Genomic DNA, 15,829 nt, shown 5'->3' with positions numbered 1-15,829 from the left:
CTCAGTTGCTCAGCACCGCTTGCAGGACGGGTCCGAGGATGGTGTCCAACAGCTCGGTACACCACTTCAACAGTGCCTGATCGCGAAGGGGCTCGCCGCCGAAGCTCGCTGTGGCGAAAGTGCCGTCGGGCTTGATGACACCCTTGGGACGAGCGGCGGCCATCGTCGAAACCGGCGCCTTGTACAGGGTCTTGTCGTACATCCGGGACAGCCGGATCTGCGCGGACTCGGGCAGTAGAACCGGCGAGAAGCGCACCGACTGACCCTGCAGCGACACCTCGGTGACGTTGTACCGGCGGCAGACCACCTTGAACTTGGCCACCGCCAGCAGGTTGTCCACCTCGGGCGGGATCGGGCCGTAACGGTCGAGCAGTTCGAGCCGGATCCCGTCGACGGCCTCGTTCGTCGTGGCCGAGGCCAGCGCCCGGTAGGCCTCCAGCCGCAGGCGCTCCCCCGGCAGGTAGTCGAAGGGCAGGTTCGCGTCGATCGGAAGGTCGACCCGGATCTCGGGCGCATCGATGTCCTTGGACTCGCCGCGGAAATCGGCGACCGCCTCCCCGACGAGACGGACGTAGAGATCGAAGCCGACGCCGGCGATGTGGCCGGACTGCTCACCGCCGAGCAGGTTGCCCGCGCCGCGGATCTCCAGATCCTTCATGGCCACCTGCATCCCGGCTCCGAGTTCGGTGTGCTGGGCGATGGTGGCCAGCCGGTCATGCGCGGTCTCGGTGAGCGGCTTCTCCGGCGGATAGAGGAAGTAGGCGTAGCCGCGTTCGCGCGCCCGGCCGACCCGTCCGCGCATCTGGTGCAGCTGGGACAGGCCGAAGATGTCGGCGCGGTCCACGATCAGGGTGTTGGCGTTGGGGATGTCGAGCCCGGACTCGACGATCGTCGTCGAGACCAGCACGTCGAAGTCGTTCTGCCAGAACCCGACCATGATCTTCTCCAACGCGTCCTGCCCCATCTGGCCGTGGGCGACGGCGATCCGCGCCTCCGGGACGAGTTCGGCGAGCTTGGCCGCGGTCCGGTTGATCGATTCGACGCGGTTGTGGATGAAGAAGACCTGTCCGTCGCGCAGCAGCTCGCGGCGGATCGCGGCCGCGATCTGGCGGGTGTCGTAGGCCCCGACGAAGGTCAGGATCGGGTGCCGATCCTCGGGTGGCGTCAGGATCGTGGTGAGCTCGCGGATGCCGGTCAGCGACATCTCCAGGGTGCGCGGGATCGGCGTGGCGGACATGGTCAGCACGTCGACCGCGGTCCGCAACGACTTGAGATATTCCTTGTGCTCAACGCCGAAACGCTGTTCCTCGTCGATGATGACCAGGCCCAGGTCCTTGAACCGGACCGTCTGTTGCAGAAGGCGATGGGTGCCGATCACGATGTCCACACTGCCGTCCGCAATGCCGGCGGTGATGTCGTCGACGTCGCCGGCATGGGTGAAGCGCGACAGCTCCTTGATCGTCACCGGGAACTGATTCATCCGTCCGGCGAAGGTCTGGATGTGCTGGTGGGCCAGCAGCGTCGTCGGCACCAGCACCGCAACCTGCTTGCCGTCCTGCACGGCCTTGAAGGCGGCCCGCACCGCGACCTCGGTCTTGCCGTACCCGACGTCGCCGCAGATGACCCGGTCCATCGGCAGGGTCTTTTCCATGTCGGCTTTGACCTCGTCGATGGCTGCGAGCTGATCGGGCGTCTCCACAAAGGGAAACGCGTCCTCCAGCTCTCGTTGCCACGGGGTGTCGGAGCCGAACGCGTAGCCCTTGGTCGCCATCCGGGCCGAGTACAGCCGGATGAGCTCCGCGGCGATCTCCTTGACGGCCTTGCGGGCGCGTCCCTTGGTCTTGGCCCAGTCCGAGCCGCCGAGCCGGGACAGCGACGGGGCCTCGCCTCCCACGTACTTGGTGACCTGGTCGAGCGAATCGGTCGGTACGAAAAGGCGATCCCCGGGTTGGCCCCGCTTGGCCGGGGCGTACTCGATGATCAGGTACTCGCGCTCGCCGCCGTTGATGGTGCGGCGGACCATCTCGACGTAGCGGCCGACGCCGTGTTGTTCGTGCACGACGAAATCGCCGGAAGCGAGCTGGATCGGGTCGATGGCGTTGCGCCGCCTCGACGGCATCCGCGACTTGTCCAACGTGGTCGATCCCCGCTGGCCGGTCACGTCGGACTCGGTGAGCACCGCCAGTTTCAGCTCGGGCGAGATCAGCCCACCGTCGAGGTGCCCACAGCCCACCACCGCAACGCCCGCGGGCAACTCGTCGATGGAGTCGACCAGCCGGGCGGCCACGTCCGCGCCGCGCAGTTGTTCCACACCGCGCTTGGCGGTGCCGTGGCCGTCGAAGACGAGCGCGATCTGCCAGCCGGCCGCGGTCCAGCCGGCGACGTCGTCCAGCAGCGTCTTGGTCTCGCCCCGGTAGGCGGGCGCGGCCTCCAGCACCGAGGTGAGGGCGACGTCGCCGTCGGCAGCCAGCTCGGCATCGGCGGTGAACGGCGACAGCGTCCACCAGGGCAGATTCAGCCGGGCGGCGGTCTCACGCACCTCGTCCAGCGTGCGAAGCGACGCCGCTCCGAGGTCGACCGGCGCCTTGCCGCCACCGGCGGCGGCGGCCCACGATGCGGCGAGGAACTCCTCGGAGGTCCGGACGAGATCCTCGGCGCGAGCCCGCACCCGCTCGGGCTCGCACACCAGCACGTGGGTTCCGGCCGGGAACTCCGACAGAACGAGTTCCAGGCCGTCGACGAGCACCGGGGCCAACGCCTCCATGCCCTCCACGTGCATGCCCTGGCTGATCGGTTCGAGCAACTCACCGAGTTCGGGGTGCAGTGCCAAGAGTTCGGCCGCGCGTGCTCGCACCTGCGGCGTCAGCATCATCTCGCGACACGGCGGCGCCCAGAGCCCGTTCGGCGCGATCTCCAGCGAGCGCTGATCGGCCACCTTGAAGTAGCGGACTTCTTCGATCTCGTCGCCCCAGAACTCCACGCGCAGCGGGTGTTCCTCGGTGGGCGGGAACACGTCGAGGATGCCGCCGCGAACTGCGAATTCACCCCGGTTGGCCACCAGTTCGGTCCGGGCGTAACCCGCTGCGGCCAGCGCCTCGACGATGTCGCCGAGCTCGCGGCCGGCATCGCCGGCGGTCAGGCTGACCGGTTCCAGATCGCCGAGGCCGGGCACCTGCGGTTGCAGTACGGAGCGCACCGGCGCGACGACGACCGATAGCCGGCCGGTGGTGACGTCGCTGCTGGACGGGTGACGCAGCCGGCGCAGCACCGCGAGGCGACGTCCAACCGTGTCGGCCCGGGGCGATAGCCGCTCGTGCGGCAACGTCTCCCAGCCGGGGTAGAGGGCAACCTCGTCCGTTGGTAGCAGACTGCGCAACGACTCGAGCAGATCCTCGGCCTCGCGCCCGGTCGAGGTGACAGCCAGCACGGTCCGATCGGCCCGGGCGGCCAAGGCCGCGATGGCGAAGGGACGAAGGGCGGAGGGACCGGAGGCCGCCAGTGACGGCCGGCCGGCGGAGGCCACGAGGCCCTGCAGCGCGGGATCGACGAGGACGGCGTCCAGAACACCGGCGAGACTCATATATTCCAGCCTACGTCCTCCACCGGCCTGTCCCTCCCCCCGATCGCGAATGGGCAGTCCGGCGGCGAATGGGCGGTTGAAACCGCCCATTCGCGCCTGAACTGCCCATTCGCCGGACGGTTCGGCCCAGCCGCGGAACTACGGAGCGACGGCCTGGAACGCCGACACGGAGTTCACGATGCCGGTGACGGTCGAGCTACCCGACAGGTAACCCCAGGCACCGACAGCGCCGGCGGCCTGCAGCGCGGTGCTGGTGTCGTCGAAGCTCAGTTGCGCGGCCGGCTGGGGCGTGCCGTCGGCCCAGGCGGTGACGCTCAGGTGGTTGAGCCCGCCGGAGGTCGTGACCGCCAGCTGCAGATCGAGCTTGCTGCCCGGGGTGTACGTGAGACCGGCGACGCCCTTTTCCGTTCCCAGCGTGACCGCGGTCGACGATCCGTCCAACTTGGTCAGTGACACCAGAACGGCACCGGCGCTGGTGATCCGCACCCGACCGGTGTAGTTGTGCGTGGTGTCCAGACGACGGGCCAGCAGGCCGAAGTAGGAACCGCCACCGGTCGCGAGCTGGTTCAGCGAGACGGCGGCCGTCACGACGCTGTCGGCGTGGGCGGTGGATGCGAGGTAGGCGGAGGCCGACCCTGCCGGGGTGTTGAGCGTCAGGTTGCCGGCTCCCGGAGTCACGCTCAGCGCACCGGTCGATCCCGACCAGGCTCCGCCCAGGATCGCCCCGCCCCATCCGGAGGCAACGGTGCGGTCGAAGGTGTCGTAGGCGAACGCGCCCGGGGGCAACGGGTTGCCCTGCACGACGGTTACCGCGGTGGACTGCTGCCCCGTCGCACCCAGGTTGTCGGTGACGGTCAGCGTCACCGTGTACGTGCCCGCGGCGCTGTAGCTGTGCGCCGGGGTGGGACCGGCGGCCGTCGTCGAGTCGCCGAAGTCCCAGGCGTAGGAGCTGATCGAGCCATCACTGTCGGATGAGGCCGATCCGTCGAAGGTGCAGTCGAGCGCCGTGCAGGCGTTGGTGAACGACGCCGTCGGGGCGTTGTTCGAACCGGCGATCGTGACGACGTTGGAGGCAGCGCTGGCGATCGTGTTGCCCCAGCCGTCGCTGACCTTGATCACATAGGTGTGCGAGCCGTTGGGCACGTTGGTGTCGGTGAAGGCCTGGGTCGGGTTCGGCGCGGTCCAGAAGCGGGTGTCCACGGTGCGCGAGTTGAGCGCGATCGTGCTGCCGTCGCGGTAGACCTTGTAGGTCAACGCGCCGTTGTCCGGGTCCCAGGTCGTGCCCCAAGTCAGTTTGATCGAGGTGCTGTTCTGCATGCTGGCAGTCGGCGTGATCTTGGCGGACGCGGTCGGGCCGAGCTTGTTCGTGGCCAGGTTTGCGACCGCGAAACGGGCCAGTCCCTGCTGGGCCTTGCCGTTGACGATCGGGAACTCGCCGGCGAGCACGACGTACTGGGCGTTGCCCGTCACCGACCAGGCCGCCTGGCCCTGACCGGTGTAGCTGCCGGTGGACAGGTCCGGGTACCAGTCGAGCTGGGTGCTGTCGGGCTGCCCCTGGAAGTTGGTGTAGCCGTTGATCGTGTTGCGCGACAGCGTTCCCGTGGCGTAGGTCGTCGAGGCCAGCGCGTGGTGGTAGCTGCGCGGGTTGGTCTCGGGGAAGGCCCCCATGTTGCCGCAGAAGTGCGAGTGCGCCACCGAGTAGACGACCGAACCGATCGGGTAGGCGCTGTAGGTGTCACCGTGGCAGTCGTTGAGCCAGACCAGGCTGCCGTCGTCCTTGATGGCAAAGGTGCCCTCGACGTTGCCCCCCGAGCCGAACACGTAACCACTGCCGTAGATGTTCGTGCCGTCGGAGTTCAGCGAGGTGATGGACGAGTTGTTGCCGGCGTCGCGCACCACCGGGTTGGCCACCCAGTTGGTGGCCAGACCGGTCGCGGCCGACACCGCGCCGAGGCCGTAGCGCGACACCCCGGCCAGGGTGGTGAAGCGACCGCCGACGATGAGCTTGGTGCCATCGGGGGACATCGCCAGGGCCGTCACCGGAGCTCCGGCACCGGGATTCCACGTGGTCAACGCGCCGCTCGTGTCGACGGCGGCGATCTTGGCCCGGGCGACGCCGCCCACGGCGCTGAAGTCACCGCCGGCATAGACGGTGGTGTTCGTGGCTGCGACGGCACGCACGGTCGTGCCCATCAATGGAGCGAACGAGTTGACCAGGCCGCCGGTGCTCAGGTCGAACGCGGCGAGCCGGCTGTGCGAGACGCCGTCGACGGTGGTGAAGTCGCCACCTACGTAGAGCCGGGTGCCGTCCGGCGAGGCCGCGATGGCCAGGCCCTGAGCGTTGAGGGCGTGATTGAAGGACGTGATCAGGTTGCCGGTGGTGATGTCGTAGGCGAGCAGGTTGGATCGAGCGACCTCGTTGTTACCCGCGGTCGAGCCGGGCGGTCGAGCCGAGGTGAAGCTGCCCGTGGCGTAGACGGTGTTGCCGACGACGACCTGGGCCCAGACGACGCCGTTGATCTGCCAGACCGGAAGGCTGTCATCGCTGACGGTGGCGGGCGTGCCGTTGGGCGGGAGGGTGTCGGCCACCGCCGGTGCCGTGGTGGCCACGCTCAGCACGCCGACGGTCAAGGCGGCGGCGACCAGGGCCACCAAGCCTCGCCGCGGCCGGCGTGCCGCCGTCGCCGAATAACGTGAAACTGTGCTCATAGGTTGCCCCCGCTATCCCGAGCTTTACTGATCCCACACATCGTAACCGACATAAGCGCGGGGTAAAGAGCCGTGGAGGCACGAATTGATACCGGTGCCGGAGGAATGTCTCAGAAACACAACGACAATCTCCGTCGACAGCTGCGCAACACCGTCAAATCGCCCAACGGGCCGTGACGGCAATCACGCGCGGCGCAGTCCAATGTCAAGCGGTTGTCAGAAAATCATTTCGTCGTTTACCCTCCGATGTAGAAATCGGGGGATTCGATGCACAGCTTTTCCACGCCGCCGGACGTAGACGTCCGCGGCGCGTTCGGGCGTACGCGACGTCGTTCGGCGACGCTCGGCGCGGTGGCGCTCTTCGCTGTGCTGGCTACCTCGACGGGCGCTCCGGCCAGCGCCGCGCCGGCCTATCCGCCGCGCGAATCGTGCGCGCTGGCCGCGAGCTGGATCGGCAACTCCGGCGCCAGCGCGCAGATCACGGGGACCGGATTCGGCTCCGATGCCGTGGTCACCGTGACCGCGGAGCTTCGCACGATCGGCATCGTTCACGCTGACGTCAGCGGGACTTTCCAGTTGCGTGAGGCCATATCCGCGCCCGTGACCGTGATCCGCGCGGCTGACCGCAGCACCGCCTGCAGCGCGCTGCTGACCGGTGGCCAGCCATCACCATCGCCGTCTCCCGCGCCGTCGGGGTCGGTGACGGCCAGCCCCTCCTCCATCGTGGAACCGCCGCCACCTCCCACGCCGCTCGGCGTCGCAATCGGCCAGAGCCGAGGCCTGTCGACGCCGACGCTGCTCGCGATCATCGGTCTGGTGGCTGCGGCAGCCGTCGCTCTGTGCGCGTTCGCGATCCGCTCAGGGCGTCGGGCCGGACCCTGACGGCTGCTGCGGCCGCGCAGTCAGCACCTCGATCAAACGTCTGCGGCAGAATTCCCGAGCCGCGTTGTCACCCGCAGGCTCGACCGGCGGAAGAATTCGATGTATACCTTCTGTCACGGGGTGTAGTTGAATAACTACAGATGGTGATATTCGTCATTATCGATGACCCTTGCGTACTTTCCGTATTCGCACCAACCCGGAGAGTAGCAAGATGTGAATTCATGAAACAAACAAGGGCGAAGCACTTGTGAGTTCCGCGTGTATTGAGTTACGGTGAGCGTGCAGAACTTCGGGGGGAAACAATGATCACTCACTTGTCCGCGCCGCGCCCATCGCGTCGCCGAAAGACCGTCCTGGCCAGTGCCGTCGCGGGCGGCGCGCTCGCCCTCGTGCTCGGACCGCTGGCCGGGACCGCACTCGCCACCACCGCGTACCCGCCCAGCGACAGCTGCGCCGCGAGCGTCGTGCCCGGCACGTCGGTCGCCGCGAGCACCGCTCCGGCTGCCTGCTCGACTGACACGGTTGTCGATGCCACCACGTCGTCGGCTCCGGCTTCAGGCATCGCGTCGGACTCCGCTTCGGCCGCCGCGTCGACCAGTACGCCGCTGAAGAGTTCCAACAGCGGCCTCGCCTATACGGGCACCCAGGTAACCGTCGTCGCCGGCTTGGGCGCGCTCATGGTCGTCGGTGGCTCGATCATCGTGGTGCAGGGCCGTCGTCGGCACGGCTGAGCAACGAGGGGCGAGGCTACGGGGAATCCGTAGCCTCGCTTCGCCATGGCTGTGGGCCCCGGTCCTGACCCTGCTCGTCCTGGGCGGTGTCTGGTTGGTGGTCACCGGCATCATGGCCAAGCACCAACTCGACGACGCGCAGCGCGTGGCCACGAAAACGCGTAGCCAGGTCGCCCAAGGCGATGTGGCCGGCGCGACCGCCTCGGCCAGGATCGTCGCTCAACGCGCCCACCGAGCACACCAACTGAGCACCGGGCCCGCGTGGTGGGTCGCGGCGCACATCCCCTGGCTCGGACGGCCCATCGCCTCGGTCCGCGGCTGTACCGCCTCCGCCGACACCGTCGGCCGCGATGTGCTGGCCCCGCTGAGCAGCTCGGCCAATGGTCTGGTCCTCAACAACCTCATCAACCGAGGCCAGATCGACCTCAAACCGATCATTGGGGTGGCCCCCGTGCTCAACCGGGCCGATGAGGCGATGACCTCGACCACCCGGCAGGTCAACGCGCTGCCGCACCACACCTGGCTGGCAGCGGTGGACCGGGCGCGCAACCACTACGGCGACAGCCTGGCGGCGCTGGGTGCCCAGGTCGCGGGACTCAACCGCGCGGCTTCGATCCTGCCCGACATGCTCGGGTCCGAGGGCCGTAAACGGTACTTCGTCGGCTTGGAGAACGAGGCCGAAAGCCGAGGCCTGGGGGGCATTCCCGGCGCGTTCGCCATCGCCACGGCCGAGAACGGCAAGCTGAGCTTCACCCGCTTCGAGAGCGACACGGTGCTCTACAACGTCAAGACCGGTCTCGATCTCGGACCTGAATACACAGCGCGCTACAGCGGATCCGCGCCCTGGGACACCTACCCGAACAGCACGATCAGTCCGGACTTCCGGGACGCCGCGCAGATCTGGGCAGCCATGTGGCGCAAATACAGCGGCCAGGAGATCGACGGTGCCGTCGCCATCGACCCGACCGCCATCTCCTACCTGCTCAAGGTCACCGGCCCGGCGACCCTGCCGGACAAGTCCGACGTCAGTGCCGACAACGTCGTTGCCCTGACCCAGCAGCAGCTCTACACCCGTTATCCCAAGACGACTGCGCGCAAGAACTACCTGCTCGACATCAGCAGCGCCATCTCCGACCGGTTGCTGGGCGCACCGGGGTCGGCCGCGCTGGTGCACGCGGCCGGACGCGCCTCGGGTGAGGGCCGGCTGCTGGTCTGGGCCAAGGACAGCCGGGACGAGAACATTCTGCGCCAGACGAGTCTTTCCGGAACGCTGGAGCCGGGCAGCCGTCCGTTCTCCGGCTTCACGACGGTGAACGCGGCCGGCGGGAAGCTCGACTACTACCTGCGCCGGGCGATGCGCTACCAGCGCAGCTCCTGCGCGAGCAACGGCACGTCGACCGCCACGCTCACGCTGACCAATGACGCCCCCGCATCAGGCCTGCCCGCCTACGTCACCGTCCGGGCCGACAAGCCGCCCTATCCGACCAAGCCCGGCGACAACAAGCTGCTGGTCAACTACTACTACACCAACGGAAGCCGGATCGTGTCGGTCGTGGTGAACGGCCAACAGTTGCAGGTGATTCCGCAACGCGAACACGGCCTGTCGGTGTTCACCGTGACCGTCGAACTCCGACGGGCCACCACGACCACGGTCACGGTGGTCACCAGCGGCGACCCCGGACGCGGCCCGGTACAGATCCTTCGCCAACCCGGTGTGCTTTCGCTTCCCGTCGCCGTCCAGTCGCCGGTCTGCTGATCCACCCCGAGCTGCTGCGGTAGCGGGGCGCTGGCCGGGCCTGGTCAGCTGTAGGGGAAGACGATCAACGACTGCCGACTGACCGTCCCGTACTTGAGAAACGCGCCGGCGATGAAGAGCTTCTTCGCGACCGGGTCGGCGTAGACAGCCTGGATTCCGTTGTTGCCGTGGTCGGCATTGGCCTGGTTGCCCGTCAGCAGCGGGTCCCAGCTGGTGAGCTGGCCGTTGGTGGCTTCCACCTGGGCCCCGAAGTTCGGGTACGGAATGCTGGCGTTGGCCTGATTCCGGTGGTACCCGGCGATGTAGGTGTCCCCCACGACCGCGGTCCCCTGCACGTCGCCGGGCGTGAACTTCATCCAGTTCGACACCCCGGTCAGCGGATTGAGCTGGCGGATCTCGTCCGCGCCGTAACCGCCCACCCCGACGACCAGCTTGGTGCCGCCGTCCCAAGCCAGCGAGATGGCCTCCTCGCCGTCGAAGCTGGCGTGCACTCCGACTCCCGAGTCGACCCGGAAGTTGGCGTTGAAGGCGGGGTCGACCACTCCCGTGACCGCGCTCGCCTTGGCCAGACCATGCCGGGCCAGGCCGTTGTAGGTCTCGAACAGGCCGCCGATGTAGACCGAGGCTCCGTCGGGCGACTCGGAGATCACCTTGCACGGACCGCCGGAGATGTACCGCTGCCAGATGTCGGCGCCGGTGGCGAAGTTGGCCAGGTGGATGCCGGCGCTTGCACCGCCGTAGTACACGCCTCGAGAGGTCGCCGTGACCGCTGAGATCTCCACCGACGAACTCGGCGCCCACGAAGTCACGCTGAACGTGGTGCCCAGGGCAGCCAACCGGTTACGCACCAGTCCCCCGAACGTCGTGAAATCGCCGCCGACGTAGATGACGCCCGCATAGCTGGAGATCGTCCGGACGTAGGAGTTCGCGTTCCCGGCATAGACGACCGTCCCGGTGGTCTCGTCGACTACGGCGAAGTTGGTGGCGGCATGACTGAGGCCGTCAGGTGTGATCACGGCGGTGAAGTTGCCGCCGAAGGCGATGAGCGGGACGGCGGAGCCGACGACCTTGGTGACGGCGAGGATGTCGCCGTTCGTCTGGTCGAAGGGGATCGCGGGCTGGATAGCGGTGGTGGGCGGCACGGTCCCCGCGGCCAACGCCGGCGGCGCACCGGCGAGCATCAACACCGGTACGGTTGCGACTAAACCGGCAAGCAGATATCGACTTTTCACGGCCCCCCCGTGGGTTCGTGCTTCAACTGCCGCGCCGGAGCATCTTTCCGGTCGGCGGGTTGATCGTCTCTCCAAACGCCTGTCCGCGGCAAGGATCACTCGCCTCGTCTCAACGACAGCAGCAATCGTGAGTTAGTCCCAAGCCTGTGCAGTCACGCCTGCCACGTACCTATCCGGCCGCTACCCGTGAGCGGTCATCCGGTCACCCCGGTCGCCGGTGACGGCAAGGGCGCCGGGCATCATGAGATATGCCCACGCCCGTCGAACCGAACCGCCGCGCGATCTCACGTCGCACGCTGCTGGCCGGCGGGGCGGCTGCGATCGGCGGAGGTCTGCTGGCCGGAGCGATCTGGGAGGGCGAGCACACCAGCCCACCGTTGCCGAGCTTGGGCGCACGGGTGCGTCACTGGCAGTCCACCCGTGGCGAGCGCTACTTCATCGCTCACCGCGGCTCCGGCGACGTCCTACCCGAACACTCCTACCCGGCCTACGACGCGGCGATCGCCTGGGGAGCGCCGGCGATGGAGATCAGCACCAGCTCCACCTCCGACGGCGTGCTCGTCTGCATGCATGACCTGACCTACGACCGGACGACGAACTGGACCGGCCAGATCCACGATCAGCCGTCGTCCGTGCTGTCCAGGATCGGCATCCGCCAACCTCAGCTCGGAGCCCGCTGGCTGGCGGAGCCGTTGCCTGCGGTTCCGCTCTTCTCCGAGGTGCTCAAACGCTATGGGAACAAGGCGATCCTGCTCGTCGAGGCCAAGCGCGACGCCGACTATCCCGCCATGATGGCGATGGTCAAGGCCCACGGGCTTCAGGACTCGGTCATGGTCAAGGCCTTTCACACCTCCGGCGTGATCGCCAAGGCCAAGAAGGCCGGCTACGGAATCTTCAGCTACCTCGCCGACAGCGATGTCTCGGCCGCCCTCATCGGCAAGGTCGCCCGCGGCCTGGATCCGGACCGCGACGTCCTGGTCATCCCGACGACCAGCCAGCAGCAGTCCGGGCCCCTCAGCGCGGACCTGGTTCGGACCGCCGTGGCCACGAAGGTCCCGGTGTGGGTCTACCCGGTGCATCGGCGTTCGGAGGCGGCGTACTTCTTCGATCTGGGCGTTCACGGCGTGGTGACCTCGAGTTACCACTACGTCTCGACGCAGGGAGCGCTCGCCTCGCAGGTCGGCTGGGCGGGACGGGCGATCGAGTCGGGCGAACTCACCCGTGGACCGGCGGTGCCCAAGTGGGCGCCGGACTGGGCCAGCGACGGGACCCTCACGCTTGCGGTGCCCGACAACCAGCACTTCCTCTGCCTGGGCCAGCTCGCACCGCTGGCCCAGAGCTCGGGCGGGTACCGCGTCGACCTGCAGGCGCGGTGGAACGTGTTGCCCGACGTCCTCAGCCAGCATCTGGCCCTCGTTTTCGGCCATTCCGACGATCGCTACTACGAGTATCAACTCGGCGACACCGACGGGTACTCCGCGATCATCCAGGCCAACGGGCTGCTCGGCCTGTTCAGCCACGAGGGCGGCAATCCCGCCCCGACGCAGCTCGCGACACCTGTGTGGACGAGCGCGGTCCAGGCCGGTGAGTGGATGTCGTTCCGACTCGAGGTACGCCCCGACCAGATCACCTGGACGCGCTCGGACGGCGCGACGCACACCGTGAGCGCGGCCGACTCCCGTTTTCGAGGTGGGTATCTCCACATCGGCCGAGAGGACTACCAGCCCAATTCCTCGGCTTCGTTCCGCAACCTGCGCATCAGCCCGCTGAGTTGACCGCCGAGGCGATCAGGAGGAACGGGCGATCTCACGGTGCAGCGCCTGGCGAAGCATCGTCGAGGAGGTCTGCACCGTGTAGGGCAGATAGAAGACCTCGACGCCCACCTCGGCGAAGTCCTTCTCCAGCTTGTCGCCCTTGGGTGTGCCTCGCCAGTCGTCACCCTTGATGATGACGTCGAATCTGAGGCGTTCCCACATCTCGAGCTTGCTCGGCACGTCCTCGGCCACGGCCTCATCCACGAAACGGACGTGACTGACGATCTCCAGCCGCTCGACCAACGGGACCACCGGGCGCTTGCCCTTGACCCGCTCGGCCAGCTCGTCGGACACGACCCCGGCGATGAGGTAGTCACAGGCCAGCCGGCCGTTGCGCAGGATGTTGAGATGCCCGACATGGAACATGTCGTAGACGCCGGGTGCGTACCCGACCTTCAGAGTCCCGTCGCGTTTGCGCCCGCCGTCGAACTCGTGGTTGGAATCGTGCTGTGTCACCAGAACCCCCGTATTGGTGTGTGCCGGTGAAGTGACGCCCGATCAGAAGCTCTGATACGCGACAGTGACGCACGACTCACGCCGCACGGCAGGTTCTTACGCCGACCACACAACAATACCGCAGGGCCGCGACAATGTCGCGGCCCTGCGGTAACAGTCGGTTTCGGGCTAGTTAAACGTCCCGATCTTCTTGGTTCCGGTGGGCACACCGATCACCTTCGCGACGTCGGCCGGCAGCGGCACCGCGGAGGCGTCGATCGAGCTGACGGACGCCTTCTTGGCTGCCGAGCTGGCGGCGGTCTGCAGGTTCTTCATCCCCTTGGCGGAGTCGAAGTCCGACACGACCGGGTACATCGTCATCGTGCGGTTGTCCGACTGGCCCCACGCCACCGGCATCGCCGAGTTACCCGAGCGAGCGGTGAACAGGTTGCCGTTGATGGACAGGTTCATCTTGTCCGCCGGGATGTTCGTCTGCTGGTCCTGAACCATCAGCTGGTAGGTGCCGGTGGTGTCGAGCACGTTGTTGGCCAGCGTGATGTTGCGAAGCAGCCACGGGCAGGACGGGTCCGGAACCGGCATCCGCGGGTCACGGCCGACGGCACCGGAGGCAGCCTGGCGACGAGCGTCCTGGATGAAGGCGATTTCGCGTGAGGTCGCCGCCTTGACCGAGTTGTTGAAGACCCGCACGTTGCCGGTGTCCATGATCAGGATCCCGTACTCGCCACCGACGACCTTGTTGTTGGCGACGATGCCGGTGTCCGACAGCTCCAGCGTCATGCCCTTGGTGTTACCCGTGCTGGTGTTGTTGGCGATCGTGAAGTTACGCACCGACTCGTCCAGCCAGATACCGGTCGAGTTGTTGTCGACCGTGCTGTTGTTGACGATCGTGATCCCGACCGAACGGGTGATCTTGATACCGCCGCAGGTCGGCGAGCGCTTGAAGTGCTCGCGGTTGCTGCCGGTGATGTAGGTGTTCGAGATCAGCGTGTTGTCGGCCTCATTGCCGTGGATACCGGTCATGCCGCTGTCGCTGATGCTGAGGTGATCGACCTTGTTGTTGGCCTTCATCAGGCTCAGCGACTGCGAGGCGTTGTCGCTCACGACCAGGTTGCGAGCAGTGTCGGACCCGCCGTAGAGCAGGATCGCGCCCATCATCGGCACCGGGGTGCCGTAGCGGCGAACGCCGAAGCCCTGCAGCGTGACGCCGTTGCCGGTGACCAGGAACGCCTTGGCGAGGTCGCTGGAGCGGACCTCCTTACCAGCCGGGTCGGATCCGAGCGTCAGGGTGTTGGCGCTGTAGTCGACCGCGAACGTACCGGCGGCGTTGGCCTTGGACACCTGGTCGAGCTCGGTGCCGTTGACGAACGTCTGGTCGGGCCAGGCCGCCAGCGGGTAGGCCGGGTCGATGAACGAGGCATCGTTCTTGCCGGTGGTGAAGCTTGCGGAGTGATCGAACTCGTTGGTCCAGCCGCTGTGGACCCAGGACGAGCCACTCTTCGTCCAACCGGAGACCACGCTCGAACCGTCGAACCAAACCGCCTCGCCGGGGTAGGCCTGGACCGTGAGGTTCGCCTTCGTGATGCTCACCGTCTCGTGATAGGTGCCGGCCCGGACCACGACGGTGCCGCCGGCGGCTGCCTTGTTGACAGCGGCCTGAACGGTGCGCAACGGAGCCGACTGGCTGCCCGCGGCGGAGTCGCTACCCGAGGGCGAGACGAACACCGCACCTGAGGGGACGGCGTACTGCGCTGCGCCGACGGCCACCGAGCCAACCGAGCCGGACGACGGCGGAGTGACCGGCGGGGTGCTGGTCGGGGCCGGTGAGGTCGTGCTGGGGGCCGTAGAACTCGCCTTGGTCGTGCTCGGGGCAGTGGTCTTGGTTGCGCTGGTGCTCGGGGCGGCACTGCTCGTCGCCGCGCTGGTGCTGGGGGCCGCGCTGCTGGTCGGCGGCGTGGTCACCGGGGCGGTACCGAGCTCCCAGGCCTGGAAGGCGCTGAGCGCGAACGGGCGGCTGGTCCCGGCGGTGGACATGTGGCCCCACTCGCCGACGCTGCCCGCCGCGGTCACCTGAGCGGTCGACGCGTCGGAAACTCCGAGCTGCCAGGCAGGTGCCGTCGTCCCCGCCGGGAAGGCCCGAACAGAGACCCGGGTCGGGTTCGTGCCCACGACCTGCGTCTGCACGGTGAGGGTTTCACCGGAGCGCACCGCGAACGGAAGCGCGGCGTCGCCGAGTCCGGTCTCGGTGCTGCCGGTTGCGGTGCGTGAGATGTTCAGCGCGGCCTTGCCGTTGGCGTCGATGTAGATCTTGCCGCGGTACGCGCGGCCATCACTCTGGTGACGGGTCTCCAGAGCGACGTACAGACCTGATTTCTGGCTGTCGATCGTAGGCAGCGTGAGGTCGATCTGGCTGAGTTCGTCCTTGGCCGACGCGCCGGGCAACCAGGCGCCGAACGATTTGCCGGGCTGCAGGCCTCCGATAATCGCCTTACCTGCCGATACGTAAGTCCCGGAATTTGCAGGATTCGGATTCGTGTATATCCCACCGAGATCTGCGGTACCGAAGCCGGAGGACACCGACCGATTGAAAGTGTCCTTCGCGATGACGTGCGTCGTGATCGTTCCGGAATCTGATCCCCCGGCCGTCACGGCGGCAACCGCACCCGACGGAA

Annotated in this window: 9 protein-coding genes; 4 read left to right on the top strand and 5 right to left on the bottom strand. The window is 67.5% G+C overall.

The window, feature by feature from the left end:
• Nucleotide 1: 1 nt before the first annotated feature.
• Nucleotides 2–3,580 carry a transcription-repair coupling factor gene (gene mfd / locus M6D93_RS05055; protein WP_249773271.1) on the bottom strand — a complete coding sequence of 1,193 codons (3,579 nt, stop codon included), beginning with the start codon at nucleotides 3,578–3,580 and terminating at the stop codon, nucleotides 2–4.
• Between the two features lie 138 nt (nucleotides 3,581–3,718).
• Nucleotides 3,719–6,289: a PKD domain-containing protein gene (locus tag M6D93_RS05050; RefSeq protein WP_249773270.1), complete on the bottom strand. Its 2,571-nt coding sequence runs from the start codon at nucleotides 6,287–6,289 to the stop codon at nucleotides 3,719–3,721.
• Between the two features lie 267 nt (nucleotides 6,290–6,556).
• Between M6D93_RS05050 and M6D93_RS05045 the strand changes: the two genes are divergently transcribed.
• The 3 genes from M6D93_RS05045 (at nucleotide 6,557) to M6D93_RS05035 (ending at nucleotide 9,658) form a co-directional block, all read left to right on the top strand.
• Entirely contained in the window at nucleotides 6,557–7,171 is a 615-nt protein-coding gene (locus tag M6D93_RS05045; protein ID WP_249773269.1) for a hypothetical protein, read from the top strand.
• A 302-nt stretch (nucleotides 7,172–7,473) separates the two neighbouring features.
• Complete coding sequence (locus tag M6D93_RS05040) at nucleotides 7,474–7,902, top strand: hypothetical protein (protein ID WP_249773268.1); 429 nt, start codon at nucleotides 7,474–7,476, stop codon at nucleotides 7,900–7,902.
• Nucleotides 7,903–7,999: 97 nt separating this feature from the next.
• On the top strand, nucleotides 8,000–9,658 hold the full coding sequence (locus M6D93_RS05035) for a DUF4012 domain-containing protein (RefSeq protein WP_249773267.1): 1,659 nt from the start codon (nucleotides 8,000–8,002) through the stop codon (nucleotides 9,656–9,658).
• Nucleotides 9,659–9,702: 44 nt separating this feature from the next.
• Here the strand turns inward: M6D93_RS05035 and M6D93_RS05030 are convergent, their stop codons facing one another.
• Complete coding sequence (locus tag M6D93_RS05030; RefSeq protein WP_249773266.1) at nucleotides 9,703–10,839, bottom strand: hypothetical protein; 1,137 nt, start codon at nucleotides 10,837–10,839, stop codon at nucleotides 9,703–9,705.
• Between the two features lie 299 nt (nucleotides 10,840–11,138).
• Between M6D93_RS05030 and M6D93_RS05025 the strand changes: the two genes are divergently transcribed.
• On the top strand, nucleotides 11,139–12,665 hold the full coding sequence (locus M6D93_RS05025) for a glycerophosphodiester phosphodiesterase family protein (RefSeq protein ID WP_249773265.1): 1,527 nt from the start codon (nucleotides 11,139–11,141) through the stop codon (nucleotides 12,663–12,665).
• A gap of 12 nt (nucleotides 12,666–12,677) precedes the next feature.
• Here M6D93_RS05025 and M6D93_RS05020 read toward each other — a convergent pair whose 3' ends face one another.
• Both M6D93_RS05020 and M6D93_RS05015 read right to left on the bottom strand, forming a co-directional pair.
• Nucleotides 12,678–13,070 (bottom strand): FAD synthase family protein, encoded by a 393-nt coding sequence (locus tag M6D93_RS05020; RefSeq protein ID WP_347343544.1) that lies wholly within the window; start codon nucleotides 13,068–13,070, stop codon nucleotides 12,678–12,680.
• Between the two features lie 258 nt (nucleotides 13,071–13,328).
• Nucleotides 13,329–15,806, bottom strand: coding sequence for a right-handed parallel beta-helix repeat-containing protein (locus M6D93_RS05015; RefSeq protein ID WP_249773263.1), 2,478 nt, complete (start codon nucleotides 15,804–15,806; stop codon nucleotides 13,329–13,331).
• Between the last annotated feature and the right edge of the window lie 23 nt (nucleotides 15,807–15,829).

Source organism: Jatrophihabitans telluris, from assembly GCF_023516435.1.
Lineage (GTDB): Bacteria > Actinomycetota > Actinomycetes > Mycobacteriales > Jatrophihabitantaceae > Jatrophihabitans_A > Jatrophihabitans_A telluris.
Note: the sequence above shows the minus strand (reverse complement) of the source record. Positions and strands in the feature narration are given on the sequence as shown.

What these genes read in the sequence shown, in the direction of transcription:
- M6D93_RS05045 (WP_249773269.1), top strand. Translation starts at nt 6,557, where the DNA reads ATGCACAGCTTTTCCACGCCGCCGGACGTAGACGTCCGCGGCGCGTTC.
- M6D93_RS05050 (WP_249773270.1), bottom strand. Translation starts at nt 6,289, where the DNA reads ATGAGCACAGTTTCACGTTATTCGGCGACGGCGGCACGCCGGCCGCGG.
- M6D93_RS05025 (WP_249773265.1), top strand. Translation starts at nt 11,139, where the DNA reads ATGCCCACGCCCGTCGAACCGAACCGCCGCGCGATCTCACGTCGCACG.
- M6D93_RS05040 (WP_249773268.1), top strand. Translation starts at nt 7,474, where the DNA reads ATGATCACTCACTTGTCCGCGCCGCGCCCATCGCGTCGCCGAAAGACC.
- M6D93_RS05030 (WP_249773266.1), bottom strand. Translation starts at nt 10,839, where the DNA reads ATGCTCGCCGGTGCGCCGCCGGCGTTGGCCGCGGGGACCGTGCCGCCC.
- mfd (WP_249773271.1), bottom strand. Translation starts at nt 3,580, where the DNA reads ATGAGTCTCGCCGGTGTTCTGGACGCCGTCCTCGTCGATCCCGCGCTG.
- M6D93_RS05020 (WP_347343544.1), bottom strand. Translation starts at nt 13,070, where the DNA reads ATGTTCCATGTCGGGCATCTCAACATCCTGCGCAACGGCCGGCTGGCC.